Raw genomic sequence first — 25,759 nt, 5'->3', positions numbered from 1 at the left:
TGGCGTCCCGGCCCGGACACCCTCGTCGCCCGTGGCCCGGTCGCACCGGGTCGAGCGACGCGTGACCGGTGCCCGACACGGTCGCCCTGGCCGCCAACGGCCCGGCGGTGCCGGTTCGAGTGGCGGCGCTCCCCTGGTTGAACGCAGCACACCTGCCCCAGGTCACGCCTGTCCGGCGGACCTCCGGTCGGATGCGGCCGCGTGCTGCCGTTCCTCCGGCGGCCTGCGACCGGCACTCGGGGTGCCCGCTGTGTCGTGGCGCCGTTCGGGGTTCTCCGCAGGTGGCGGACGCCCCCCGGCGGCTCCTGTCCGCCGTCAGGATACGGTGCGAGCACGACGGCGGACGCACCGGTGACCTCGGGGTCCGGCGCCGCGACCAGCCTGTGACCAGCTCGCACCTAGGAGTTGCATGTCCCCCCTCAGCCGCATCCCCGGGATCGTCACCACCGACCACGTCTTCCGGGTGCCGCTGGACCACGGTGATCCGAGCGGCGAGGCGATCAAGGTCTTCGCCCGCGAGGTGGTGGCCGCCGGACGCGAGAACGACGAGCTGCCGTGGCTGCTGTACCTGCAGGGCGGGCCGGGCGGCAAGGCCAACCGGCCGCTGGGCCGGGACGGCTGGCTGGACCGGGCGCTCGACGACCACCGGGTGCTGCTGCTCGACCAGCGCGGCACCGGCCGCTCCACCCCGGCCAACCGGCAGACGCTGGCCCGGCGCGGAGACGCCCGCCGGCAGGCCGACTACCTGGCGCACTTCCGTGCCGACTCGATCGTCCGGGACGCCGAGCTGATCCGCCGTCAGCTGCTGGGCGAGGACGGAAAGTGGAGCCTGCTCGGGCAGAGCTTCGGCGGCTTCTGCACCCTCACCTACCTGTCGCTGGCGCCGGAGGGGCTGCGCGAGGCGTTCGTCACCGGCGGCCTGGCGGGCCTGCGCCGCTCGGCCGACGAGGTCTACCGCGCGGCCTACCCGCGGGTCGCCCGGAAGAATGCCGGGCACTACGCGCGCTTCCCCCAGGACGTGGCGGCGGTACGGCGAATCGCGGCACACCTGATCGACCGGCCCGCCGCCCTCCCGGACGGCGGAGAGCTCACCGTCGAGGCTTTCCAGGCGCTCGGCATGATGCTGGGCAGCGGCACCGGCTCCTACGTCCTGCACTACCTGCTGGAAGAGGCCTGGGTGGAGGGGCCGGACGGACCGGAGCTCTCCGACGCCTTCCTGGCCGGGGCGCACGCGCACCTGTCCTTCGCCGTGGGACCGCTGTACGCCGTGCTGCACGAGTCGATCTACGGGCAGCGCTCGGTCGACGCCGGGGGCACCGAGTGGTCCGCGGAGCGGGTGCGCAAGGAGTTTCCCGAGTTCGACGCGGCGGCGGCGCTGGCCACGGACGAACCGGTGCTGTTCACCGGCGAGATGATCTACCCCTGGATGTTCGAAACCGACCCGTCGCTGCGGCCGCTGCGCGAGACGGCGCAGCTGCTCGCCGAGCGCACCGACTGGCCCGACCTGTACGACCCGCAGCGCCTGGCTTCGAACCAGGTACCGGTGTACGCGGCGGTGTACCACGACGACATGTACGTGGACACGGCGCATTCGCTGGAGACGGCCGACTCGGTGGCCGGCCTGCGGACGTGGATCACCAACGAGTGGGAGCACGACGGGGTGCGGGTGAGCGGCCGCCGGGTGCTGGACCGGCTGATGCGGATGGCGCGCGGCGAGATCTAGTCGCTCACCGCGCGGGCGGGGGTTGAGCGTTCGCATGTCAGCCTCCGATGGACTGCTGGTGTCGGGGTGCCGTGGCACGGGATCCGGGGCTCCCCGGCCCGGCGGCCCGGCACGGACGCGGTCGGCGCTCACCGCCGGCTCGACGGAGGTCGCTTGACGGGACGTCGGGCGGCATCGCCCGACGAACACCGCCTGGGCTGCCGTCCTCGGCGGCCTCGACGGCCTCGCCGGCACCCGCCCCGGGTTCGGAGCAGCTCCGGTCGGGCCCGGTTTCGCGCCGACCCGCCCCGGTGGTTCGCGCGAAGCCGGTGCGGCGTCCCGGCGGAGGCTCCGGCGGGGCGGCCGTGGGCGTCTGGAGGGCTCCTCCGGCCCGGTCGGTTTCGGTCGGCCGAGCCGCTCGCATCGGCCGCTCCCCTCCCGTCGGCCGGTCGGGCGGCGGGAGTTCGGGACACTCCGGGCTCCCGGCCCCGCCCAGCCTGGTGGTGCGTTCGCGCCGGACCACCCGGAGCAGCGCCTCCGGAGCGATGCCGGAGTTCAGGGATTCGTAGAGCAGTTGGGCCAGGGTGTAGTCAGGCTCCAGTTCCAGGGCTCTGGCCAGCACGATCCGGGCCGTGGCAGAGTCGCCGGCCAGCCAGGACGTCCAGGCCAGCAGCGTCATCGGCGGGGCGGCGAGGTGTTCGAACGGATCGACACACCGCTGGATCAGGTAGCGCCACAATCGCTGGGCGGTGGCGAGTTCGTGCGACTCGGCGTACTCGGCTGCGCGGTCCCGGCCGAGCTTGTCCTGGAGGCCGATCAGCAGGCGGGCGGTGCGCCCGGTGTCGAGTTCGCGGGCGCCGCTGCGGAACTCGGTCATCGCGTCGGCCAGGAGTTCTTCGGTGCGCCGGACCGCCGCGTGGCGGCCGCCGGGGCCCGCCAATTCGCGGATGAACGGCGGCCCGGCGTCCTCCAGGGCGCGGCGCTGCAGCTCGCACAGGGGCGGGCCCACGGGGGCCAGGCCGGCCACGATCGCCTTGCGGCTGCCACGCGGTGCGAGGCCGGCGAAGGTGGCCGCGGCGGCGAGCGGGCTGGGCTGGTGGGCGGCGCGGACCGGAGTGCCGTCCGGCGGACAGCAGTCGACTCCGGTGCACAGGAAGGACCACCAGCGGCCCACTGAAACGCACAGCGCCTCCTTGACGATCACCTGCTCGCCCTGGAAGGCCCGGGTGAGCGCGGCAGCCAGTGGGCGCAGCTCCTCCAGCACGGCCTGTGCCCCTTCGGGCCCGGACGCGCCGTCGGCGGGATCGCGGCAGAGGTACAGCAGGACTTGGACGGGGCGGCGGTCGCGCTGCTCGGACAGCTCGACCAGCAGCCTCGCGGACTCTTCGGCGGTGCGCTCCCAAGAGGCCGGATCTGCCGGAATGTCGATCCGGATCACCCCGCCCTGGTCGAGTTCGGGGCCCTGCAGGCCCACCGCGACGATGCTGTCGTCGGGGAAGAAGCCCAGCAGGTACGGAAGCATCTCCGCCATGTCGGCGGGACCGCGCAGCCGGACCGGGAGGTGGCCGGGGCGCGGGGAGGGCTTGGTGGTGCGGTCGTCTGCGGTCATGGCGCACAGCCTGGACCCGTTGCCGCCGCGGCTGCGGATATTTCGGCCACCCTGTGGATAAACCGGGGGGTTCAGCATCAGCTACCCCCATTGGGGGACAATTCCGGCCCGAACGAGGGAATCTGACCGCATCTCAGCTGATGAACGCCAGGCTGTCCACAGCCCGGCATTCGCGGTCCGTCCGTGGAGCACGGTATCCATGACCTCATGCAGACGCGCGAACTCCACCCGACCACCCCAGCCGACCGCGCCGCCGTCCGGGCCGCCGCGGATTCCGTGCTGCGCAACCTTGCCGGGCCCTCCGCGACGCTGCGCGAAGACCAGTGGAGGGCCATCGAGGCCCTGGTCGTCGACAGCCGCCGCGCCCTGGTGGTGCAGCGCACCGGCTGGGGCAAGTCCGCCGTCTACTTCATCGCCACGGCGCTGCTCCGCGAGCGCGGCGCCGGCCCCACGGTGATCGTCTCGCCGCTGCTCGCCCTGATGCGCAACCAGGTCGACTCGGCAGCCCGGGCGGGCATCCACGCCCGGACGATCAACTCGGCCAACCCGGAGGAGTGGGCAGACATCCAGCAGGAGGTCGCCGACGGCAAGGTCGACGTCCTGCTGGTCAGCCCCGAGCGTCTCAACAACCCCGACTTCCGCGACCACGTGCTGCCCAAGCTCGCCGCCTCCACCGGCCTGCTGGTGGTGGACGAGGCACACTGCATCTCCGACTGGGGCCACGACTTCCGCCCCGACTACCGCCGGCTGCGCACCATGCTCGCCGAGCTCTCCCCCGGAGTCCCGGTGCTGGCGACCACGGCGACCGCGAACGCCCGGGTCACCGCCGACGTCGCGGAGCAGCTCGGCACCGGTGCCGGAGACGCGCAGGCCCTGGTGCTGCGCGGACCGCTGGACCGGGAGAGCCTCAGCCTGGCGGTGCTGTCGCTGCCCGATCCGGCGCAGCGGCTGGCCTGGCTCGCCGACCACCTGGCCGACCTGCCGGGCTCCGGCATCATCTACACGCTCACGGTCGCCGCCGCCGAGGAGGTCACCGACTTCCTGCGCGAGCGCGGCTACCCGGTCGCCTCCTACTCCGGCCGCACGGAGGACGCCGAGCGCCGCGAGGCCGAGGCAGCCCTGCTGGCCAATCAGGTCAAGGCCCTGGTCGCCACCTCCGCGCTCGGCATGGGCTTCGACAAGCCGGACCTCGGCTTCGTGGTCCACCTCGGCTCGCCGAGCTCTCCGATCGCCTACTACCAGCAGGTCGGCCGCGCCGGCCGTGGTGTCGACCGCGCGGAGGTCCTGCTGCTCCCCGGCAAGGAGGACGAGGCGATCTGGCGGTACTTCGCCTCGGTCGGCTTCCCCGCCGAGGAGCAGGTCCGCCGCACGCTGGACGCATTGGCCCAGGCGGGCCGCCCGCTCTCCACCGCGGCGTTGGAGACCTCGGTCGACCTCCGCCGCATCCGGCTGGAGACCATGCTCAAGGTGCTCGACGTGGACGGCGCGGTCCGCCGGGTGCGCGGCGGCTGGGAGTCCACCGGCGAGCCGTGGCGGTACGACAGCGAGCGGTACGCCAAGGTCGCCCGGGCCCGGCAGGCCGAGCAGCAGGCGATGCGCGAGTACGTGGCCACCGAGGGCTGCCGGATGGAGTTCCTGCGCCGCCAGCTCGACGACCCGGAGGCGGCGCCGTGCGGGCGCTGCGACCGGTGCACCGACGTCCGGCTGTCCGCCGAGGTGTCGGCCGAGGCCGCGAGTGCGGCCCGGGCCGCACTCGGCCGCCCCGGAGTCTCCTTCGAGACCAGGAGGATGTGGCCGACGGGCATGGAGTCGCTCGGCATTCCGCTGCGAGGCCGCATCCCCGCCGACCAGCAGTCCGAACCGGGGCGCGCCCTGGGCCGGCTCTCGGACATCGGCTGGGGCACCCGGCTGCGCGCGCTGCTCGACGAGCGCACCCCGGACGGCCCGCTGCCGCGCGAGGTGCTGGACGCCGTGGTCGGCGTGGTCGCGGACTGGGCGCGCGGCCCCGGCGGCTGGGCCGGGCCGGCCGGCCCCGACGGCACCCGGCTGGAGCGCCCGGTCGGCGTGGTCTCGCTGGACTCCTCCACCCGACCACAGCTGCTGTCGGACTTCGCCGGGGGCCTCGCCTCGATCGGCCGGATGCCCCTGCTCGGCCGCGTCGAGTACGCCACCGGCGAGCCCCCGCACGGGCCGCGCAGCAACAGCGCCCAGCGGCTGCGTTCGGTCGCCGGGGCGTTGACGCTCTCCCCGGGCCTGGCCGATGCGTTGGCCGCGACTCCCGGCCCGGTCCTGCTGCTCGACGACCTGGTGGACTCGGGCTGGACGCTGACGGTCGCGGCTCGACTGCTCCGCCAGGCCGGTGCCACCGCGGTACTGCCCCTCGTGCTGGCCGTTCGGGGGTGAAGTGGATTCGGCCGACGCCGGACACGTCGGCCTGCTGGAGTCGGCGGCCCGGCTGGGCGACGGGTGATGCAGATCCGGCCGGGTCGATCGGGAGGCCCGGTGCTTCGGCGCAGCCGAACGCCGGGCCCCGTACACCGGAGAGTCGCTGCCCGTTCACGTCCCGCTCACCCGAAGTCAGCCGAATGGCCCTGCGGCAGAGCTGGTACATACCGGGCAATTGGGCGGCTCTCAAGCGGCGCTTGTCATTTCATCATTGCCGCTTGGCCGGGTGTCGCCCGAGAATTGGAAGGTATCCAGCGCCCGGTCCCCAGGACCCGGCCTTCGGCGTACGCTCGCGCACCCTCGGGAGCGCGGGCACGGGAAGGAGGATCGTGATCAATGGCATCGACCGAGGTCCTTCCCACTACGACAAGCGTCGGACGCTCACGCTGCCGGAGTGGCAGCAGCTCGGCGTACCGCTCCTCCGCGCGCCCCGAGAGTTCGTCACCGAACTCCACCGGCGGCACCTGCCGCAGCCCGGCACGACCGTGGTCGCGGTGCTCGACGCCGAACACCGGATGACGGCATCGGCCTCGTTCGGCGTCCGCCCGCAGTTCAGCGACGGCTGGGACCACCGCAACGCCCTGCTCGGTCACCTCCGTCGAGTGACCCCGCACGACCTGAAGCGGATATCCCCGAACCGGACCGCCGTCCTGCTGCGCTGCCGTGACGGCGGACCGGACTGGACCGAGCAGGACGGGGCGTGGATGTGGGCCCTGCGCGCCGCCGCCGAGCTGCACGGACTGCGCTGCGGCTCGTACCTGACGCTCACCCCGGCAGGCTGGCAGTCGCTCGGCGACGGCCGGCGCGGCCGCAACCCGCACTCCGGATCCTGGACTCTCGGTCCGGTCCACACCGTCACCGAACTGCCGCCGCGCACCCCGTCCGACACCAGGGCCAGCCGCTCCGCAGCACGGACGCCGATGCAGACGCCGACGCCACCAGTACCGGCACCGGCCGAACCGCAGATCGCGCCCGTCACCTCGCTGGACGCGATCCGCGCCCTGGAGCCCGCTCGTGACAACCGGACGGTCCGCCGAACCGGCACCCGCTGAGCAGTCGCCCAACCACGGCGCCCACTCAACGGACCGTCCTGCGCACCGAGCCGGCGCCCGGCACCCGACCGCAAGCAGGACACGGCGACGCCCGGCACCTCAACGGCCCCGGAACCGGTCCCAGGACACGACGGCACGACGGCACGACAACGCCCCGGCCCCGCCCGCAGGCGGAGCCGGACCGGTACGTCCGGTTGACGGTCGGTCAGGCGAACAGCGGAGCGACGGTGGCCGTCTCGCCGCATACCACCAGCAGCTTCGCGGCCCGCTCCAGCGCCTTGCGCGCCGCAGCAGCCACCCGCTCCGAGTGGTTGTCGTTGACCACCAGCACCACCACGTCGCGGCGCAGCGTCCGGGTCGTGGCAGCGTCGGCGTAGAAGACGTCGCCGCCGTCGGCGAGTTGAGCCCAGTAGCCCTCCTCGCCGAAGCTCAGCTCGTGCTCCTGCCAGGGGTGCGCAGCGCCGACCGTCAGGACCAGCACGTCGCCGGGGCGGCGGCCGGACTCCAGCAGTGCGTCGACAGCGTCATCGGCGCGGTCGAGCGCCTCGGCCGCAGCCACGGGCAGGAGTTGAACGGTCGGCCGGCCGGGGCCCGGCGTGGGGCCGGCCTTGGGTCGGGGTGCGGGCCGCGGGCCGGGAACCGGGCGGTCCGCACGGGGCGGCGTGGGGCGCGGCGGGCCGGGGCGAGGGCCCGGAACCGGAGCGGCGACGGCGGTGGAGGAAGGCATACGGGGGGCAGGTGCGTCCGACTTGTGGGAAGGGGGAACACCGGGGCCCGGGATCGTCTCGTGAATCTCCGGCTCCTCGGGGAAGACAGGCATACCCGGATTCCTATCAAATGCCGGTCGGATGCGCACGGGCACCCCACCACTTGGAAGTCTCGCGCTCCGCGTGCGGGCACACGACAACGCCCGGGTGACGGGTGGATGAATGCTGACGAACCGTCAGGAACCTCGGAAATGGCGGGCCCGGAAGCCCCTGGGGACGAGCCGCAGGCGCCGCAGGAACGAGCGTGTTCCAGCAGGGCGGAGCGCCGGCCAGAGGGCGTACCGCAGGGACGGGGCGCTCAGAAGCCGAGCGAGAGCTGTTCGCCGGTGTCGACCGGGACGCGCTGCCGCTTGAGGTGGCTCCAGCGCGGCAGGGCGTCCATGAAGGCCCAGGACAGCCGGTGGTGTTCGGTGGGCCCGAGCTCCTCGAGCGCCGCCCGGTGGGTCGGCGAGGGGTAGCCGGCGTTCTCCTCGAAGGCGAAGGCCGGGTGGTCCAGGCCGAGTTCGGCCATCAGAGCGTCCCGCCGGACCTTCGCCAGCACGGAGGCTGCGGAGACGCAGACGCAGGACTGGTCGCCCTTGATCACCGTGCGGACCCGCCACGGGCCGCCCAGGTAGTCGTGCTTGCCGTCCAGGATCACCGCGTCGGGCTCGACCGGCAGCGCCTCCAGCGCGCGGACGGCGGCCAGCCGCAGCGCGGCCGTCATGCCGAGTTCGTCGCACTCCTGGGGCGAGGCGGCGCCGAGCGCGTAGGCGGTCACCCACTCCTCCAGGATCGGGACGAGCGCCTCCCGGCGCCGCTCGGTGAGCAGCTTCGAGTCGGTGAGCCCCTCCGGCGGGCGGCGCAGCCCGGTGACCGCGGCACCGACCATGACCGGCCCGGCCCAAGCCCCACGCCCCACCTCGTCCAGCCCGACCACCAGGCGGGCTCCGGCCCGGCGCAGGGAACGCTCGACCGAGTGGGTCGGGGGGTCGTACGGCATCGACGGTTCCTTCGCTGGCAGGACGGCAGCCGGGCCCGCGACGAGGACGCTCCCGGCACCTTTCAGCCTACGCCGCCGCCCGGACAGCCCCGGCCGGACGACCCCGGCCGGACGACCCCCGGACAGCCCCGGCCCCGGCCGGCCGGCGCACCGGAGCCGCCCGCACCGCGCCCACGACCCGCCCGGGACTCTCCGCCGTCCCGCAGCACGACCCACGGCCCGATCGTCCTCCCGCGCTACGGCCTGATCATCGGCAGCAGGACCCGGCCGAGCAGCTCCTCGCAGAAGTCGTCCTCGATCATCCCGACGCAGACCCGGGCCCGGTACAGCAGCATCGCGGGCAGCACGTCGGCCACCATGGGCACCGCGGCACCACGACGGACGTCGCCCCGGGCCTCGCCGCGGCGCAGGATGCCGAGGATGCCCTCGGTGGTCGGCTCGATCACCCGTTCGTGGAGGAATCCCTTGAAGAGCTCGGCGCGCTCGTGGTCGAGTTCGCCCATCAGGGTCCGGACGGCCGCGCCGATCCGGGAGTTGAGCACCTCGATGTAGCCGTGCACGACCTGCCGCAGCTCGGCCTCCGCCGAGCCGAGGTCGGGGAAGTCGGCGGGCGGCGGCATCGCGGCGACCAGGGCGTCCATCACGAGGTCCGCCTTGGACGCCCAGCGCCGGTAGAGCGCGGCCTTCCCGGTCTGCGCGGCGCCGGCCACGCCCTCCATGGTCATTCGGGCGAACCCGCCGGACGTGAGCTGGTCGAGCGCGGCCTCGAAGATCGCGGCTTCAAGTGCCTTGCCGCGCCTGCGCAGCGGGGCTCCCTCGGCGGGGCCGTCGGCCGGCTGCGGCCGGTCCGGCTGATCCATCGTCATCCACCCTAAAAGACGGTTGCGTTCACTATCTGCGCCGACTAATGTCCCCCGCAGTGAACGGAACCGTTCACTATCCACATCGCCGAGCACCTTACCGAACAGCAACCGATAGCAGTAGCCAGCAGGGGGCACAACAGTGGCTATCTCCGACATGCTCAGCAAGTCGGCTCCGCCGGGGGCCGGTCGCGACCAGCACAAGGGCATCACGCTCACGGTCATCGCGGCCACGCAACTCATGGTCGTCCTCGACGCGACCATCGTGAACATCGCGCTGCCACACATCCAGGACGCGCTGAAGTTCTCCACCACCAACCTGTCCTGGGTGATCAACGCCTACACGCTGACGTTCGGCGGTCTGCTGCTGCTCGGCGGCCGGGCCGGCGACATCCTCGGCCGCCGCCGGGTGTTCGTCGTGGGCGTGCTGTTGTTCGGTCTGGCCTCGCTGCTCGGCGGCTTCGCGCAGAACGGCGGGATGCTGCTCGCGGCCCGCGCGCTGCAGGGCATTGGCGGTGCGATCTGTTCACCGACGGCGTTCGCACTGATCGCCACCAACTTCAAGGAAGGGCCGGAGCGGAACCGGGCCTTCGGCGTCTTCTCGGCGGTGGCCGGCTCCGGCGCGGCGATAGGCCTGCTGGCCGGCGGCGTGCTCACGGAGTACCTGAACTGGCGCTGGGTGTTCTTCGTGAACGTCCCGATCGCAGCGCTGATCGCCATCGCCGCTCCGCGCTACATCAACGAGTCCGAGCGACACCCGGGCACCTTCGACCTTCCCGGCGCGCTCACCTCCACCCTCGGCCTGGTGAGCCTGGTGTACGGGTTCATCCACGCCGCGGATCCGGCGGCCGGCTGGGGCAACGGCGTGACGATCGCCTCGTTCGCCGTCGGCGCGGCCCTGCTGGTGGCGTTCGTGGTGATCGAGCAGCGCACCGCCCAACCGATCACCCCGCTGCGCCTGTTGCGGAGCCGCAACCGCACCGGCGGTCTGATCATGATGCTCTGCCTGGCCGCCGCCATGTTCGGCATCTTCTTCTACGTCACGCTCTTCGTTCAGCGCGTGCTCGGCTACAGCGCGCTCAAGGCGGGTGTCGCCTTCCTGCCGATCAGTGTCGCGATCATCGTCGCCGCACAGCTCGCCTCGGCCTTCCAAGCGAAGCTCGGCCCCAAGCCGTTCCTGGTCACCGGCAGCATCCTGGTGACGGTCGGGCTGAGCTGGCTGACGCGGACGGACGTGGACAGCAGCTACCCCCTGGGCGTGCTCGGCCCGACGGTCACCTTCGGCTTCGGCATGGGCCTGATATTCGTCCCGGTGATGCTGATGGCGGTCTCCGGGGTAGCGGCCCACGAGACGGGCGCCGCCTCGGGCCTGCTCAACTCCGTGCAGCAGATCGGTGGTTCGGTCGGCCTGTCGATTCTCACCACGGTCTTCGCCAAGGCCGCCACCTCCGAGGGCAACCGCCAGCAGCCGGACTTCCTCGCCCACGCCTCACCGGCAGATCTGCAGTACGCCCAGCAGCACCAGGCCTTCCCGCCCGGCACCACGTGGGCGAACGAGGTACTGGCGTACGCCGTCTCCCACGCCTTCGTGGTGGGCGTGGCGTTCGCAGCGGTCGCTCTGCTGTCCGCACTGTTCGTGGTCAGGGCGAAGGCCTCCGACCTCCCCACCGAAGCTCCGGCCGGAATGGCCATATGACGGCACCTCAACTCGGCTGACACGCCGGCGGCCCGGGCGGGGCAGGAGACCCATACCCTTCCCCTCCCCCGCCGGACCGCACCAACCGCCACCCCGAACCGCCCCGAACCTCCGACCTCCGACCGACAACCAGCAACCAGCAACCAGCAACCAGCAACCAGCAACCACGAACGTCAGTAGTCCTCACTGCGTTTCTCGGACAGGCCGACGCGTTGGCAGGCCACGCCCCGGTCCCAGGTCACCGGGCGCGCCGCGAGGATCTCCCGGGCACGGGCCTCCGCCCTGCTCATGGCGTACCAGGGCGGCGCGGGCCGGTCCGCGAGCTCGGCGGCGATGGGCTGGAGCGCGCAGGTGCGCAGGTCCTCCGGCAGCTGGTCCAGGGCGGGCACCGCGTCGACGGACAGGCTCCGCAGGTAGGCGACGTCGAGGTGGGCACCGGCGCTGCGGTTGCGGTCGACGTTCTGCTCGGCGATCAGTCCGTCGGTCCGCAGCAGGCCGAACAGCGCCACCGCGACGGCGGCACTGAGCACCACCGCACGGGGCAGCCAGCGCCGGGACGAGAGCACCGCACCGAACAGCACCATCAGGAAGACCAGGCCGAGCCAGATCTCCATCGCGGCGACGTTGACCCGCAGCCGGGTGAGTCCGAAGGCGTCCATGTACAGGCTCATCCGGACGAGGGCGGTGCCGACCACGACCAGGGTGAGCGTGCAGAGCAGTCCGAGCAGCACCTTCACCAGTCGCCGGTCGCCCGCGTTGCTGCGCGGTGCCCAGTACTTGGCGAGCGCGACCACCACCAGCGTGAGCACGGCGATCCACAGCAGCTGCCAGAAGCCCTGGCGGGCGTACTCGGCGGGAGTCATTCCGGTGCGGCGCATGATCGAGCCGTAGCCGCCGATCAGCACCACCAGTTGCACCACCACGAAGGTGCCGAACAACAGGTTCATCACCACGAGCGGCATCGCCCACTCCAGCCGGCCGCGCTCCTTGCCGACCGGGGTCCGGGTACGGTCCCAGCGACGCGGGGCGGCAGCGGCGTGCGCGGCGCCGAGCGCCAGCGACACTCCGGCGCCGAAGAACACCACGCGCAGCGGGGCGTCCCCGACGTCCATCGACGGGACCAGGCCCTCCAACAGGTCGGCGACGGTGGAGTCGGCTCCGGCGAACAGCGAGCCGAAGACCAGCAGCAGCACCAGCGACACGCCGACCGCCTTCAGCACCTGCCCGGCCCGGGCCTTGGCCGGAAAGCGACGCTCCCTCAGTGCCCGGATCCCCCAGGCGACTCCGGGCAGGAAGTGCGTCCACAGGCCGATCGAGCCCATCGCCACGCCGACCCAGCGGGCACCGCCGTGCAGGGTGAGCGAGCCGACGCATATCGCGGCGATCAGGGCGAGGGCCACCGCCCCGCCCGCACCGCTGACGGCCGGCACCAGGCAGAGCAGCAGGGCGGTCACGGCGAACGCCACGTGCCAGGGCTTGACCTTCCGTCCGGTGCCCAGCGCGGCCATTCCGGCGCCGACCGCACCTGCGACGGCGCAGAACAGCAGGTTGGCCCCGATCCCGTCACCGAGCACGACCGCACTGACCAGACCCGACACACCGGCGGCGACCAGGACCCGCAGACTGGCCGGCGCGGCGACCCGGGCCTTGCTCGGCCGCAGCCACTCGGGTTCGGGCAGCGGTTCCAACGGCCGGTGCTGGTACGGCGCATAAGGATTGCCCGGCGCCGGCCCCGCAGCAGCTCCGACCGGCACCCCCTTCCCGAACGCCCCAGGCCGCGGCCCCGCGGGTGCCGCGAACGGGTTCGCCGCCTGCGGCTGCCCTCCGGCCCCGGCAGCACCGGCGACACCGCCGGCCGCGGCACCGACACCACCACCAGCAGCAGCGCCGCGAGCACTGCCGGCGCCGCGAGCACTGCCAGCACTGCCAGCACCATCAGACCTGCCGGACCCACCGGAGCCGCTGGAGTCGGACGGCTGAGACATGAAACCCCCTCAGGAAGCGGGCATGCGAAGGTTTTCGGCCAGCCGCACGCCTGGTCGTGCCGGCGACTCTATGGCCCGGGCACCTCTTCTGAACAGGTTCAAAAAGCCGCCGGGACGGCTTGGTCACAGAGTTGTGACACAAACCGCCCCGGCAACCGGAAGCAGACGACCCGATCAGAGGCCCGATCAGAGGCCCGATCAGAGGCACCATCAGAGGCACCATCAGCGGTCCCGGTCAGCGGTCCCGATCAGCAGCCCCCGATGAGCAGCCCCCGATGAGCAGCCCCCGATGAGCAGGACCGCTCAGTAGGCCCCGTACAGCGAGTACACGAGGTTGTCCTTCACCGCGGTGCCGAAGCTCGCCGGGAAGGTGCCGAACGGCACGCTGGCGTTGCTGTAGACGCCGGACCCGGCAGGCCCGGAGCTGTAGTGCATGTTGTTGACCGTGGAGCTGGTGCCGTTGGAGTTGTAGACCAGCCAGTAGGTGGTGTTGGCGGCCAGCGTGTAGGTGATGGGCGCGCTGTTCCAGGCGTTGGCGCTCAGGGTGCCGACGGAGCTGGTGGCCAGCAGCGCGTCCGGCGAGCCGCCGTTGTCGCTGTAGACGGCGATCTGGAACTGGTTGTTGGGCGAGGCGCTGGTCTGGCCGATGTGCACGTTCAGCGAGGTGAGCGCGATCGCCGAGGCCCCGGTGGTGATCCTGGAGCCGTTGAGGTGGTTGGAGTTGGTGTCGTCGAGCTGGTTGCCGACGGTGTTGTTGCCGATGGTCTGCGGCGGGGCGCCGGCGGTGGTGAAGGCCGCGGTGTAGGCAGCGGTCTGGGTGTTGCCCGCCAGGTCCTTCACGTTGGCGACGCTCAGCGTGTAGCCGGTGTTGAGCGCGAGGGCCGCGTTCGGGGTGAAGGTGACGGTGTTGGTGGCGGCGTCCAGCGCGACCGTGCCGGCCACGGCGACGGCACCGGTGGTGGTCTTCAGGGTGACGTTGGCGGCGTTGACGGTGGCGGCCTGGACCGGCTCGCTGAAGGAGGCCTTCACTGGGGCGGTGGCGGCGACGCCGGTCGCGCCGTTGGCGGGCACGGAGCCGGTGACGGTCGGCGCGACGGTGTCGGTGCCGTACGTCGCCGTGTAGGCGCCCACGTTGCCGTCGAAGAAGGCGTACGTGATGCCGTGGATGGTCTCGATCCGGTAGGTGACGGGGGTGGTGCCCTGCTTGATGCCGGTGAGCGTGCCGCCCGCCGAGTTGACCGGGACCATCGCGCGCAGGCCGTTCGCGCCGCCGGTGATGCTGAAGCTCAGCGTGTTCGCGTTCCAGGTCATCCCGGAGAACGCCGAGCCGTTGCGGAAGTCCAGCCAGGTCAGCAGCTGGCGGCCGGAGACCACCGGGGTGCCGTGCGCCTTCGCGGCGGCGACGACCTGGTCGGAGGCGGTGGAGGCGGCGTAGTCGGTGTGGATGTTGGCGGTCAGCGCCGCGTAGTAGCCCTTGGAGTTGTAGGCGTTGTCCAGCAGCGTGTTGACGGTCGCGGGCATGGACTGGCCGGACTCGTCGGTCAGTTGGGTGGTGGCCTGGTACTCGTTGATGGTGGCGCCGTTGGTGTCCGCGTACTTCATCGGCAGGCCCGCGCCGTTGAAGTAGCCGGGCCGGTCCTGCACGAAGCTGGCCGGGTAGTAGTAGTAATCGGTGTCCAGTCGGATGCCGTTGGCGAGCTTGGTCTTGGCCTGGGTCGCCCAGTCGTCCCATTCGACGCAGTGGGTGCGGGTGCTGTCCGGGTTGGGCAGCGAGGGGTACTTGGCCTTCCAGGCGGCGATCTGCGTGGTGTAGACGTTCTGCAGGTCCGCGGGGGTGCCCCAGGGGGTGCAGTTGGTGGTGACGTGGGTGCCGATCTCGAAGCCCTGGTCGGAGTAGGCCTTGGCCTGGGCGTCGGTCATCGGACCGCTGGCGTAGACGTACGACGAGGCGCGCACGCACTCCCAGTTGGCGACGTTGCAGCCGACCGGGCTCTGCGCGATGTAGCCGTCGAAGCGTCCGGTGGTGCCGCCGATGCCGTGGTCGTCACCGGTCATCACCACGACGGCCTTGGCGTCGCGGGGGAAGTACCAGAACTTCGGCAGCGGCTTCTTGGCGGCGTCCATGGTGGTGATCAGGTTGCCGAGCAGGCGCTGCTGCTCGTCGGCGATCGGGATCTGCGCCTTGTCGAGGTTGTTCCAGTTGAGCTGTCCGCCGGTGCCGAAGAACATCTCGCTGGCTTCGATGCCGTCCACGTTGTCGCGCTGCTGGCCGCCCCAGGCGGCGTTGCCCTGGCGGGTCTGCACGACGGACTTGGCGAGGTCGAAGGTGAACGCGGCGGCCTGGCCGGTGCCGACGGTGCGCAGCGTGACGGCCGGGTTGGTGGTGGCCACGGCGGCGTCGCTGTACAGGGTGGCGACGGCGGTGGCCCCGTTCAGGGCGTACTTGTCGGCGGTGCCGTGGAAGCCCATGGTGTCGGAGGTCAGTCCGGTGCCGGGCGCGGCGGTGGTGTCGATCTTCAGGTAGGCGTCGGCCAGCGTGTCGGGCGTGGTGGTGAGGCCCAGCAGGCCGGCGAGCTGCTTGTCGGGCCGCATCGCGACGAGCCGTCCGCCGCCGTTCACCCAGGTGGTGAACATGGTGGTCTGAGCGGCCGTCAGCTGGTTCTCCGCCAGCAGGACCATGTCGTAGGAGGCGAGGGTGGCGGCGGTGACGGTGCCGAGGTCGGCGAGCTTGTAGTAGTTGAGGCCCTCGGCCTTGAGGATCTCGCCGTAGTACGAGGTGTACGGGTTGGCGGGGTCGGTGACCACCAGGATCGGGCCCTCGTTGCCGGGGCCGCTGCCGGGTGTGGTGGCGCCGCCGCCGGTCGGGGTGTAGGTGGCGTAGATGGAGTAGTTGAGGGTGCCGGTGGAGACGGCGCCGAAGCTGCTGGGCCAGGTGCCGAAGGCCGTGCCGCCGGTGGAGTAGCCGCTCTGGCCGCCGGTGGAGTAGGTGAGGTTGTTGACCGCGGCGGTGACGCCGTTGGAGTTGTACGCCAGCCAGTAGGGCGTGTTGGGCGCGAGGGTCGCGGTGACCGGCAGGGTGTTCCAGGAGTGCGCGGTGAGGGTGCCGGACGCGGAGGAGCCGAGCAGCGCGCCGGGCTTGCCGGCGACGTCGCCGTAGACCGCGACCTGGTACTGGTCGTTGGGCGTGGCGCCGACGGCGCCGACGTACACGCTGACGCTGTTGACCGTTCCGCCGCCGGCGCCGGTCACGAAGCGCGAGGCGTTGATGTAGTTGGAGTCGCCGGAGTCGGTGGCGGTGCCGACGGTGTTGTTGCCGAGGACGGCGGTGGTGTCCGCGTGTGCCGCGGGCGCCGCCATCAGTCCGGTGGATGCGAGCAGGGCCACGAGCAGCCCGGCGAGTCGTTTTCTGAACCTCACGCCAACCCCCCAAGGTCGGATGACCGGATGAACGGCAGAAGTGCCGTCCTCCGTCCTACCGGCTCCGACCCCGGCACGTCCGCAGAACCCTCACATCACAGCCACGACTTCCGGCCAACTAGCACGCGAACGCTCCGCATCCGACCGGTTTGTCTGCACATAATCAACACGAGTCGCTGCGTTCAAGAATCGAACGGACTCAGCCCTTCACCGAACCGGCCAGCAGGCCGCGGACGAAGAAGCGCTGGAGCGCGAAGAACACCGCCAGCGGCACGACCATCGACAGGAACGCGCCCGCCGAGAGCAGTTCCCAGCGGCTGCCGTTGGAGCCGGACAGCTGGGCGAGCCGGGAGGTCATCGGCGCGACCGTCGGGTTGCCGCCGGCGAAGGTGAGGGCGACCAGCAGGTCGTTCCACACCCACAGGAACTGGAAGATGGCGAACGAGGCCAGCGCGGGGGCGCTCAGCGGCAGCACGATCGAACGGAAGATCTTGAAGTGCGAGGCCCCGTCCACCACCGCGGCCTCCATCAGGTCGCGGGGCAGCTGGGCGATGAAGTTGTGCAGCAGGAAGATCGCCAGCGGCAGCGCGAACATCGTGTGGGTCAGCCACACCGGCAGGTAGGTGTCCTTCAGGTTGAGCGCCGGGACGACGGTGACCGAGCCGAGGTGGGCGCCGCCCGAGAACAGCCGCAGCAGCGGGATCAGCGACATCTGCAGCGGCACGATCTGCAGCGCGAAGATCACGAAGAACAGCGCGTCGCTGCCGCGGAACCGCACCCAGGCCAGCGCGTACGCGGCCATCGCGGCCAGCACCAGCGGGAAGACGGTGGCCGGGATGCTGATCGCCACCGAGTTGACCAGGTACGGCATCAGGCCGCCGGAGGTGCCGAAGGAGTTGTCGAACAGCACCGAGCGGTAGTTCTCCAGCCCGAGGTCGGGGTGGACGAACGCCTCCCACCAGCCGGTGGAGGCGACGTCTGCCTTCGGGCGCAGCGAGGTGACCAGCAGGCCCACGGTCGGCAGGGTCCACAGGGCGGTGACGGCGACCACCAGGATGCTGGCCAGCGGGCTGCTGAAGGACCGCCGGACGGCCTTCACCGGCGGCAGTTCGGGCTTGGCGGCCTTGGCGGGGGCGATGGTGGGCTGGGCGCTCATCGGGTCGCACGCTCCTTGCGCAGCAGGGCGATGTTGTAGACCACCAGGGGCGCCACCGCGAGGAAGAGGATCACCGCGAGGGCGCTGCCGCGGCCGTAGTTGTACTGCTCGAAGCTCTGGGAGTACATCTCGTTGGCGAGCACCTGGGTGCCGAAGTTGCCGCCGGTCATGGTGCGGACGATGTCGAACGCCTTCAGCGTGATGATCATGATGGTGGTGAGCACCACCACCAGCGTGGTGCGGATCATCGGCACGGTGACGTGCCGGAACAGTCGCACGCCGGTGGCGCCGTCGAGGCGGGCGGCCTCGGTGATCTCGTCCGGGATGGCCTTGATCGCGGCGGACAGCACCACCATGGCGAAGCCGGTCTGCACCCAGACCAGGACGGCCATCAGCAGGAAGTTGTTCAGCGGCTGGGACAGGATCCAGTTCGGCGGGTCGTCCCAGCCGAGCGTGACGGCGATCTGGCTGAGCAGGCCGACCTGGCTCTGCCCGCTGCCGCGCGACTCGTAGACCAGCTTGAAGACGATCGAGGCGGCGACCAGCGAGACCGCCATCGGCATGAAGATCAGCGACTTCCAGATCGCCTGGCCGCGCATCCGGTCCACCATCAGGGCCAGCACGAGGCCGAGCCCGGTGGCCGCGAGGGGGGCGATCACCAGCCACAGCAGGGTGTTCAGCAGCACCCCGTGGATGGGTGAACTGGTCAGCGCCCAGCCGTAGTTCTTCCCGCCGACGAACTTCGCTCCGTCGGCGTCCAGGAAGCTCAGGACGATGGTGCGCAGCAGCGGCACGACCAGGCCGGTGAGCAGCAGCACGATCGCGGGGCCGAGCATCAGCACGATCGCCAGCGGCCGGGAGAAGCGTCCGGTCGCCCGGCCGGCCGCGAAGAACACGGCCAGCAGGACGCCCAGGAAGCCCAGTACGGCTCCGCCGGTGTTGCCGAACTTGACCGCCGCGTCCTGCCACAGCGAGTCCGCGAGCTGGAGTGCCGGCCCGGCGAGCCGGGTGTCGGTGGGCATGCGGAGGGTCCTTCCTCAAGGGCTCGGGACGGACGGGGGCAGCGCGGGCGGGTGGTGCGCCCGCCCGCGCTGTCCGGTGGCCTCGGCCTACTGGGGCCAGGCGGCGTCGATGTCGCCGGCCGTCTTCTGGATCGACTGGCCCTCGGCGAACCAGGCGGTCAGCGCCTTCCATTCGGCGCCGGCGCCGATGGCGGCGGGCATCAGGTCGGATCCGTCGAACCGGAAGGTGGCCGCCGGGTCGGTGAGCGACTCGGCGGACAGCTTGTCGATCGGGTCGGTGTACAGGCTCTTGTCGACGCCCTGGTTGGCGGAGACCCAGCCCGGGGAGACCTTGACCCGGCTGCTGGCCCACTCGGAGCTGGACAGGTAGTTCTGCACGGCCTGCACCTCGGGCCGGTCCGAGAACGCGGCGACGAACTCGCCGCCGCCCTCGACCGGGCTGTTGACCTTCGGGTTGACCGCGGGCAGGTGGAAGGCGAAGACGTCGCCGTCCGGCCCGATGCTGGTGCCCTTGGGCCACTGCGCACGGTAGAACGACGCCTGCTGGAGCATCGCGCACTTGTTGCTGAGGATCGGTGTGCCGGCGTCCTGGAACGTGGTGGTGGCGATCGACTTGACGTCGCCGAAGCCGCCGTTGACCCAGGCCGGGTTCTGCATCCAGTCGGCGACGGTCTTCATCGCGGTGGTGATCTTCTCGTCGGAGAACTTCACCTGGTGGCCGACCCACTGGTCGTAGACCTCGCCGCCGTAGGAGCCGAGGACGATCTCCTCCAGCCAGTCGGTGGCCGGCCAGCCGGTCGCGGTGCCGGAGCCGATGCCGCCGCACCAGGGCTTGGTCGTGCCGGACTTGGCGATCTTGTCGCTGAGCGCCATCAGGTCGGCCCAGGTCTTGGGCACCTCGTACCCCGCGGCCTTGAACGCCTTCGGCGAGTACCAGACCAGGGACTTCATGTTGGCGCTCATCGGCGCGGCGTAGAAGGTGCCGTTGACCGACCCGTAGGTCTTCCAGATCGGCGACCACTTGTTCTCGTTGTCGACGGTCTGCTGCGGGGGCTTGACCACCTTGCCGGTCTTGACCATCTGGGCCAGCAGACCGGGCTGCGGGACGATCGCCAGGTCGGGGGCGTTGCCGCCGGCCACCCGGACCGGCAGCTGCGACTCGAAGTCGTTGGAGCCCTCGTACACGATCTTGATGCCGGTGCAGTTGCTGAAGTCCGCCCAGGACTTCTCCAGCGAGTCCGACTCGGGCGACAGGATCGACGCGTACATCGACACCTTGGTGCCCGAATGGCCCGCGTACGCCTGGTACTTGGCGCAGTCACCGGTCAGTGCGGCGCCGCCGGAGCCGCCCCCGCCGCCGGACGAGGAGCTGTTCGAGCAGGCGGCTGTCAGTGCCAGTGCCAGAACGGCCGGTACGGCGAGCAGCCGTCGGCGTCCAGTGGTCACGGGGGTGGTCAATGCGGTCCTCCTTGCCAGGGCATGGGCATGCCAGCCGTAAGACGAACGACACTGCGCTGTACCGGAGATGAGGGTGTACCCAGCTGATCGCTGGCTCAAAGACGTTAACGCACCGGTTACCCCACGCCAAGGAGCGCGTTCGACCTTCATCCGGCAGCGCCCCAGTTGTGACCGGCCCGTGCTACGAGGCCGCCGACAGGCCGCCCGCCAGCAACGCCTCCGTCTCCCGCTCCAGGTCCGCCAGGTCCACGCCCCGCTCGCGCAGCACCCGGACCGCCGCGCCGCCCCCCTCGCGCAGCAGCCCGAGCAGCAGGTGGCCGGTCTCGATCCGGCGCGTCCGCGAATCGGCCGCGGCGCGCAGCGACAGCACCAGCACCTGCCTGGCCCGCTCGGTGATCCGCGGCCCGCGCCACCGCGAGCGCCGCCCCGGCGGCGGGGCGTCCAGCGCCCCCGCGCCGAAGGTCGACTCGACGGCCTCGCGCACCGCCGCCAGGTCGATGCCGATCGCGGCCAGCGCCGCCTCGTCCCGCTCCGGGTCCGGGCCGCCGACCAGGGCGGCGACGGCGCCGCGCCCGGCGGCCAGGTCGAGGCCGGACCGGGCGAGCAGCCGGGTGGCCGGGTCCTCGGGCTGCGCGAGCAGGCCGAGCAGCAGGTGCTCGGTGCCCAGGTGCCGGTGGTGCAGGCGCTGCGCCTCGTCCCCGGCCAGCGTGACCGTGCGGCGGGCCTCCGCCGCGAACCGTTCGAACATCTCAGGCCCCTCCCCGTTCCGTCGTCCGCCGGGCGTACTTCTTGTGCACCGCCTGCCTGGTGACGCCCAGGCAGACCGCGATCTCGTGCCAGGACCAGCCCCGGCCGCGGGCGTTGCCGACCTGGAGCTCCTCCAGCCGGTCCGCCAGGTCGCGCAGTGCCCGGACGGCGCGCAGGCCGGTCGCCGGGTCGTCGCTGCTCGCGTCGGCCGCGAGCTGTCTCGTCTCGCTCATGCTGTCAACATAGGTTGACGGCACCGCCGCCGTCAACCCTGGTTGACGCGGAGTGGACGGTCAGTACCGCTCCGCCAGGTACTCGGCGAAGGTGATCCGCCCGTCCGCGTGCTCCGGCACCAGGTTCCCGCCCGCCCGCAGCGCCTTCACCGCGCCGCCCGGCACCGGCACCCGCAGCACCGGCCGCCGCCGGCCCCGGGCGTGCAGGAACTCCGCCGCCAGCGCCTCCACCGGTCGCACCTGCGGCCCGCCGAAGTCCGCCGCCCGCCCGGCCGGTTCGGCCTCCGCGAGATCCGCCAGCCGCTCGGCGACGTCCCGCACGTCCACCGGTTGGAACGCCACCCCGCGCGGCAGCAGCAGCACCGGCGCCTTCGACAGGCCGTCCAGCATCCGCAGCAGCAGGTCGTGGAACTGGGTGGCCCGCAGCACCGTCCACCCGAGCCCGGAGTCGGCGACCAGCCGCTCGCACTCCGCCTTCGCCCGGTAGTAGCCGAGCGGCACCGCGTCCACCCCGACGATCGACACGTACACCAGGTGCGCGACGCCGGCCTCGCGGGCCGCCGCGACCAGCCGCCGGGTGGCGTCCACGTCCCGCTTCCCGTTGGTGGTCGCGCAGTGCACCACCGTGCCGGCCCCGGTCAGCGCCGCCGCCAGGCCGCGGCCCGTCACCAGGTCCGCGACCGCCCAGCCGTGCTCCCCCGGCGTGTGCGCCTGCCGGCTCACCACCCGCACCGGGCACCCGCGCGCCAGCAGCCGGCGCACCACGACCCGGCCCAGCGTCCCCGTCCCGCCCGTCACCACCGTCTGCCGCATCGCACTCACCCCTCTCCTCCCCCAGCCTGCCCGCGCCGCCCGCCACCGGCAGCCCGGCCCACGCACAAGGGGGAACGGGGTCACCCTCGGTCGCCGCCGCGGGGTCAGAGGTCCTGCGGCCAGGGGTGGCCGAGGACCTCCGCGTACTCGGGACTGCCGCCGCAGAGCCGCGCCCAGGTGCGCGGGTCCGCCGAGGTGAGGCGGTCGACCAGCTCGGCGGCCGCGGCGGCGGGGTCGCCCGCGGGGACGGTCAGCTCGGCGAGGAACTGCAGGTGCGGCGTCCGGTCGAAGCGGGCCGGCACGGCCGGGTGGTAGAAGGTCAGGTCGATCCGGTCGGGACCCCCGGGCCAGGTCCACAGTTCGTCGAACTCGCACTCCCAGGCGGCCAACAGCTCCGGCCGGCGGTCGAGTTGCTCCTTCAACAGGCGGCCGACGCCACGCGCCGGCCAGTCCTCGACGCCGGTGCCCGCGCGGTCGAGCTCCGCCAGGTACTGCCGGGCGTCGAACCGGTGCGCCGGGAGGTCGAGGTCCTCGATGTCGCGGTTGCGCCAGCCGTCCCAGACCACGACGGGGCCCTCCTGACGCACCGTCACGTACAGGGCTCCGCAGCAGTCCTCGGTGCAGCCGGCCACGTGCAGCCGCACGTCCCGGGGCTCGGGACCGGGGACCAGCGGGCTGTACGGCCCGAGCAGGGAGCGCGGATCCGGACCGACCGGGTGCGCGAACCCTGCCTCCAGCAGGTCCCGCCCGTCGGCCAGCAGTCTCAGCTGGCGCCGGCCCCCCGGGGCGTCTTCGATCCGCAGCTCCAGCCGGCTGTTCGAGCTCTCGTCCATTCCGGGATTGTGCCCCGGCACGGCGCGGGGCGCCGACCGTTCGATCGGTCGACGCCCCGGGCGTTACTCGGTGGTGACAGCGGGTCAGCTGCAGCCGCTGGTGGAGCCGCAGCCCTCGCAGAGGTAGCAGCTGCCGGCGCGGCGCATCTTGGTGCCGCAGGAGAAGCAGAGCGGCGCGTCGGCGTTCAGGCCGAGGCGGATCTCCGCGAGCTCCGTGGAGTTGTGCGCGGCGGGAGCCGGCTTGGGCTGCTCGACGACCGGGATCGCCACGTGCGGCTTCTCGGCGGAGAGCGGCGCGGACTGGGCGAGGGACTCGGTGTCGAGCTCCTCCTCGATCGGCTCGTAGGAGCCGGTCTCCAGGTGCCGGGTGCGCTCCTCGACGGAGTGGATGCCGAGCGCGGAGCGGGTCTCGAAGGGCAGGAAGTCGAGCGCCAGGCGGCGGAAGATGTAGTCCACGATGGACTGCGCCATCCGCACGTCCGGGTCGTCGGTCAGGCCGGCCGGCTCGAAGCGCATGTTGGTGAACTTGGCGACGTACGTCTCCAGCGGGACGCCGTACTGGAGGCCGACCGAGACGGCGATGGAGAAGGCGTCCATCATGCCCGCGAGGGTCGAGCCCTGCTTGGACATCTTCAGGAAGACCTCGCCCAGGCCGTCGTCCGGGTAGGAGTTGGCGGTCATGTAGCCCTCGGCGCCGCCGACCGTGAAGGAGGTGGTGATGCCGGGCCGGCCCTTGGGCAGGCGCTTGCGGGTCGGGCGGTACTCGACGACCTTCTCCACCGCGGGGGCAGGGGCGGCGGCGGGCGCCGAGGCGGCCGCCGGGGCCTTGGTCTTGGCGGAGAGCGGCTGGCCGACCTTGCAGTTGTCGCGGTAGATCGCGAGCGCCTTGACGCCCAGCTTCCAGGCCTGGAAGTAGATCTCCTCGACGTCCTCGACGGTGGCGTTCTCCGGCATGTTGACGGTCTTGGAGATCGCGCCGGAGATCCACGGCTGGATCGCGGCCATCATCCGCACGTGGCCCATCGGGGAGATCGACCGCTCGCCCATGGCGCAGTCGAACACCTCGTAGTGGGCGGCCTTCAGGCCGGGCGCGTCGATGACGTTCCCGTGCTCGGCGATGTGCGCGACGATCGCCTCGATCTGCTCGTCCTGGTAGCCGAGCCGCTTCAGGGCGCGCGGGACGGTGCCGTTGACGATCTGCATCGAGCCGCCGCCGACCAGCTTCTTGAACTTGACCAGGGCGAGGTCGGGTTCGACGCCGGTGGTGTCGCAGTCCATCATCAGGCCGATGGTGCCGGTCGGGGCGAGCACCGACGCCTGCGCGTTGCGGAAACCGTTCTGCGCGCCGAGCCGGACCACGTCGGACCAGGTCGAGTTGGCGACGGCCCACACCGGGGAGTCCAGGTCGTCCAGCGGGGCGACCGCGGCGGAGGCGTCCGCGTGCTGCTTCATCACCCGCTGGTGCGGGGCGGCGTTGCGGGCGTAGCCGTCGTACGGGCCGACCACGCCGGCCAGTTCGGCGGAGCGGCGGTAGGCGGTGCCGGTCATCAGCGAGGTGATGGCGCCGGCCAGCGCGCGGCCGCCCTCGGAGTCGTAGGCGTGGCCGGTCGCCATCAGCAGGGCGCCGAGGTTGGCGTAGCCGATGCCGAGCTGGCGGTAGGCGCGGGTGGTCTCGGCGATCTTCTCGGTCGGGAAGTCGGCGAAGCAGATGGAGATGTCCATCGCGGTGATGACCAGCTCGACGACCTTGGCGAAGGTCTGCGCGTCGAAGCTGTCGTCGTCGCGGAGGAACTTCATCAGGTTCAGCGAGGCGAGGTTGCAGCTGGAGTTGTCCAGGTGCATGTACTCGGAGCACGGGTTGGAGGCGTTGATCCGGCCCGACTCGGGGCAGGTGTGCCAGTGGTTGATCACCGAGTCGTACTGGATGCCCGGGTCGGCGCAGGCCCACGCGGCCTCGGCCATCTTGCGGAACAGGCCCTTGGCGTCGACGCTCTCCAGCACCTCGCCGGTCATCCGGCCGCGCAGGCCGAAGGTGGTGCCGTTCTCGACCGCGGTCATGAACTCGTCGTTCACGCGCACCGAGTTGTTGGCGTTCTGGTACTGGACGGAGGCGATGTCGTCGCCGCCGAGGTCCATGTCGAACCCGGCGTCGCGCAGGGCGCGGATCTTCTCCTCCTCCTTCACCTTGGTCTCGATGAAGGCCTCGATGTCGGGGTGGTCGACGTCCAGCACGACCATCTTGGCGGCCCGGCGGGTCGCGCCGCCGGACTTGATGGTGCCGGCCGAGGCGTCGGCGCCGCGCATGAAGGAGACCGGGCCGGAGGCGTTGCCGCCGGAGGAGAGCAGTTCCTTGGAGGAGCGGATCCGGGACAGGTTCAGGCCCGCGCCCGAACCGCCCTTGAAGATCATGCCCTCTTCCTTGTACCAGTCGAGGATCGACTCCATGGAGTCGTCGACGGACAGGATGAAGCAGGCGGAGACCTGCTGCGGCTGCTGGGTGCCGACGTTGAACCAGACCGGCGAGTTGAAGCTGAACACCTGGTGGAGGAGGGCGTGCGTCAGCTCGTGCTCGAAGATCTCGGCGTCGTCCGGGGAGGCGAAGTAGCCGTGCTTCTCACCGGCGGCGCGGTAGGTGAGCACCACCCGGTCGATGATCTGCTTCAGGCTCCACTCGCGCTGCGGCGTGCCGACCGCACCGCGGAAGTACTTGCTGGTGACGATGTTCACCGCGTTCACCGACCAGAAGTCGGGGAACTCGACGCCGCGCTGCTCGAAGTTGATCGAACCGTCGCGCCAGTTGGTCATCACGACGTCGCGGCGCTCCCAGGTGACCGCGTCGTACGGGTGGACCCCAGGGGTGGTGTAGATCCGCTCCAGCCGCAGGCCGGTCTTGGGGGCCTTGGCGCCCTTCGCGGCCTTCTCCGACTTCGACCCGCGTGCGGAACCGCTCGTGGTGTCTGTCATGCCTTGCTCCTCCTCCTG

At 71.7% G+C, this 25,759-nt stretch carries 18 protein-coding genes; 4 read left to right on the top strand and 14 right to left on the bottom strand.

Going from position 1 to position 25,759, the window contains the following annotated elements; translation table 11 throughout:
* The first annotated feature begins 409 nt into the window (after positions 1–409).
* Positions 410–1,723 (top strand): alpha/beta fold hydrolase, encoded by a 1,314-nt coding sequence (locus tag ACFV1L_RS16170; RefSeq protein WP_380366325.1) that lies wholly within the window; start codon positions 410–412, stop codon positions 1,721–1,723.
* A 37-nt stretch (positions 1,724–1,760) separates the two neighbouring features.
* On the opposite strand, the gene ACFV1L_RS16165 is transcribed toward ACFV1L_RS16170, so the two are convergent.
* The gene (locus ACFV1L_RS16165; RefSeq protein WP_380366323.1) at positions 1,761–3,311 is read right to left on the bottom strand and encodes a DUF4192 domain-containing protein; all 1,551 of its coding nucleotides are present in this window, start codon (positions 3,309–3,311) and stop codon (positions 1,761–1,763) included.
* Positions 3,312–3,518: 207 nt separating this feature from the next.
* Here ACFV1L_RS16165 and ACFV1L_RS16160 point away from each other — a divergent pair, with 207 nt between their 5' ends.
* Both ACFV1L_RS16160 and ACFV1L_RS16155 read left to right on the top strand, forming a co-directional pair.
* Positions 3,519–5,714, top strand: coding sequence for a RecQ family ATP-dependent DNA helicase (locus tag ACFV1L_RS16160; protein WP_380366321.1), 2,196 nt, complete (start codon positions 3,519–3,521; stop codon positions 5,712–5,714).
* Between the two features lie 371 nt (positions 5,715–6,085).
* Complete coding sequence (locus ACFV1L_RS16155) at positions 6,086–6,808, top strand: hypothetical protein (protein WP_380366319.1); 723 nt, start codon at positions 6,086–6,088, stop codon at positions 6,806–6,808.
* A gap of 205 nt (positions 6,809–7,013) precedes the next feature.
* On the opposite strand, the gene ACFV1L_RS16150 is transcribed toward ACFV1L_RS16155, so the two are convergent.
* From ACFV1L_RS16150 to ACFV1L_RS16140, 3 genes are all read right to left on the bottom strand, one after another.
* The gene (locus ACFV1L_RS16150) at positions 7,014–7,367 is read right to left on the bottom strand and encodes a hypothetical protein (RefSeq protein WP_380366318.1); all 354 of its coding nucleotides are present in this window, start codon (positions 7,365–7,367) and stop codon (positions 7,014–7,016) included.
* Positions 7,368–7,873: 506 nt separating this feature from the next.
* Positions 7,874–8,557 (bottom strand): ribonuclease HII, encoded by a 684-nt coding sequence (locus ACFV1L_RS16145; RefSeq protein ID WP_380366317.1) that lies wholly within the window; start codon positions 8,555–8,557, stop codon positions 7,874–7,876.
* Between the two features lie 236 nt (positions 8,558–8,793).
* Positions 8,794–9,423, bottom strand: a complete 630-nt coding sequence (locus tag ACFV1L_RS16140; RefSeq protein WP_380366315.1) for a TetR/AcrR family transcriptional regulator — start codon at positions 9,421–9,423, stop codon at positions 8,794–8,796.
* A gap of 136 nt (positions 9,424–9,559) precedes the next feature.
* Between ACFV1L_RS16140 and ACFV1L_RS16135 the strand changes: the two genes are divergently transcribed.
* Positions 9,560–11,113, top strand: coding sequence for an MFS transporter (locus tag ACFV1L_RS16135; RefSeq protein WP_380366313.1), 1,554 nt, complete (start codon positions 9,560–9,562; stop codon positions 11,111–11,113).
* A gap of 173 nt (positions 11,114–11,286) precedes the next feature.
* On the opposite strand, the gene ACFV1L_RS16130 is transcribed toward ACFV1L_RS16135, so the two are convergent.
* The 10 genes from ACFV1L_RS16130 to ACFV1L_RS16085 all read right to left on the bottom strand — a co-directional run bounded on the left by ACFV1L_RS16130 (position 11,287) and on the right by ACFV1L_RS16085 (position 25,741).
* A complete protein-coding gene (locus ACFV1L_RS16130; protein ID WP_380366312.1) occupies positions 11,287–12,801 on the bottom strand; it encodes a DUF4153 domain-containing protein in 1,515 nt (504 codons plus the stop codon).
* Between the two features lie 600 nt (positions 12,802–13,401).
* The gene (locus tag ACFV1L_RS16125) at positions 13,402–16,515 is read right to left on the bottom strand and encodes an Ig-like domain-containing protein (RefSeq protein ID WP_380366310.1); all 3,114 of its coding nucleotides are present in this window, start codon (positions 16,513–16,515) and stop codon (positions 13,402–13,404) included.
* 199 nt (positions 16,516–16,714) lie between these two features.
* A complete protein-coding gene (locus ACFV1L_RS16120; RefSeq protein WP_380366308.1) occupies positions 16,715–17,671 on the bottom strand; it encodes a carbohydrate ABC transporter permease in 957 nt (318 codons plus the stop codon).
* Positions 17,668–18,693 carry a carbohydrate ABC transporter permease gene (locus ACFV1L_RS16115; protein ID WP_380366306.1) on the bottom strand — a complete coding sequence of 342 codons (1,026 nt, stop codon included), beginning with the start codon at positions 18,691–18,693 and terminating at the stop codon, positions 17,668–17,670. The genes ACFV1L_RS16120 and ACFV1L_RS16115 overlap by 4 nt, the downstream gene beginning before the upstream one ends.
* 87 nt (positions 18,694–18,780) lie before the next feature.
* A complete protein-coding gene (locus tag ACFV1L_RS16110) occupies positions 18,781–20,151 on the bottom strand; it encodes an ABC transporter substrate-binding protein (RefSeq protein WP_380366304.1) in 1,371 nt (456 codons plus the stop codon).
* A gap of 181 nt (positions 20,152–20,332) precedes the next feature.
* On the bottom strand, positions 20,333–20,899 hold the full coding sequence (locus tag ACFV1L_RS16105; RefSeq protein ID WP_380366302.1) for a Clp protease N-terminal domain-containing protein: 567 nt from the start codon (positions 20,897–20,899) through the stop codon (positions 20,333–20,335).
* 1 nt (position 20,900) lies between these two features.
* Complete coding sequence (locus tag ACFV1L_RS16100; protein WP_380366300.1) at positions 20,901–21,131, bottom strand: RNA polymerase subunit sigma-70; 231 nt, start codon at positions 21,129–21,131, stop codon at positions 20,901–20,903.
* Between the two features lie 60 nt (positions 21,132–21,191).
* Positions 21,192–21,944, bottom strand: a complete 753-nt coding sequence (locus tag ACFV1L_RS16095; protein ID WP_380366396.1) for an SDR family oxidoreductase — start codon at positions 21,942–21,944, stop codon at positions 21,192–21,194.
* Positions 21,945–22,048: 104 nt separating this feature from the next.
* Entirely contained in the window at positions 22,049–22,777 is a 729-nt protein-coding gene (locus ACFV1L_RS16090; protein WP_380366298.1) for a hypothetical protein, read from the bottom strand.
* Positions 22,778–22,861: 84 nt separating this feature from the next.
* Positions 22,862–25,741 (bottom strand): vitamin B12-dependent ribonucleotide reductase, encoded by a 2,880-nt coding sequence (locus tag ACFV1L_RS16085; protein ID WP_380366296.1) that lies wholly within the window; start codon positions 25,739–25,741, stop codon positions 22,862–22,864.
* Between the last annotated feature and the right edge of the window lie 18 nt (positions 25,742–25,759).

This window comes from Kitasatospora sp. NPDC059646 (assembly GCF_042734615.1).
Lineage (GTDB): Bacteria > Actinomycetota > Actinomycetes > Streptomycetales > Streptomycetaceae > Kitasatospora.
The sequence above is the reverse complement of the archived record's forward strand: the minus strand, read 5'-3'. Positions and strand labels throughout refer to the sequence as shown.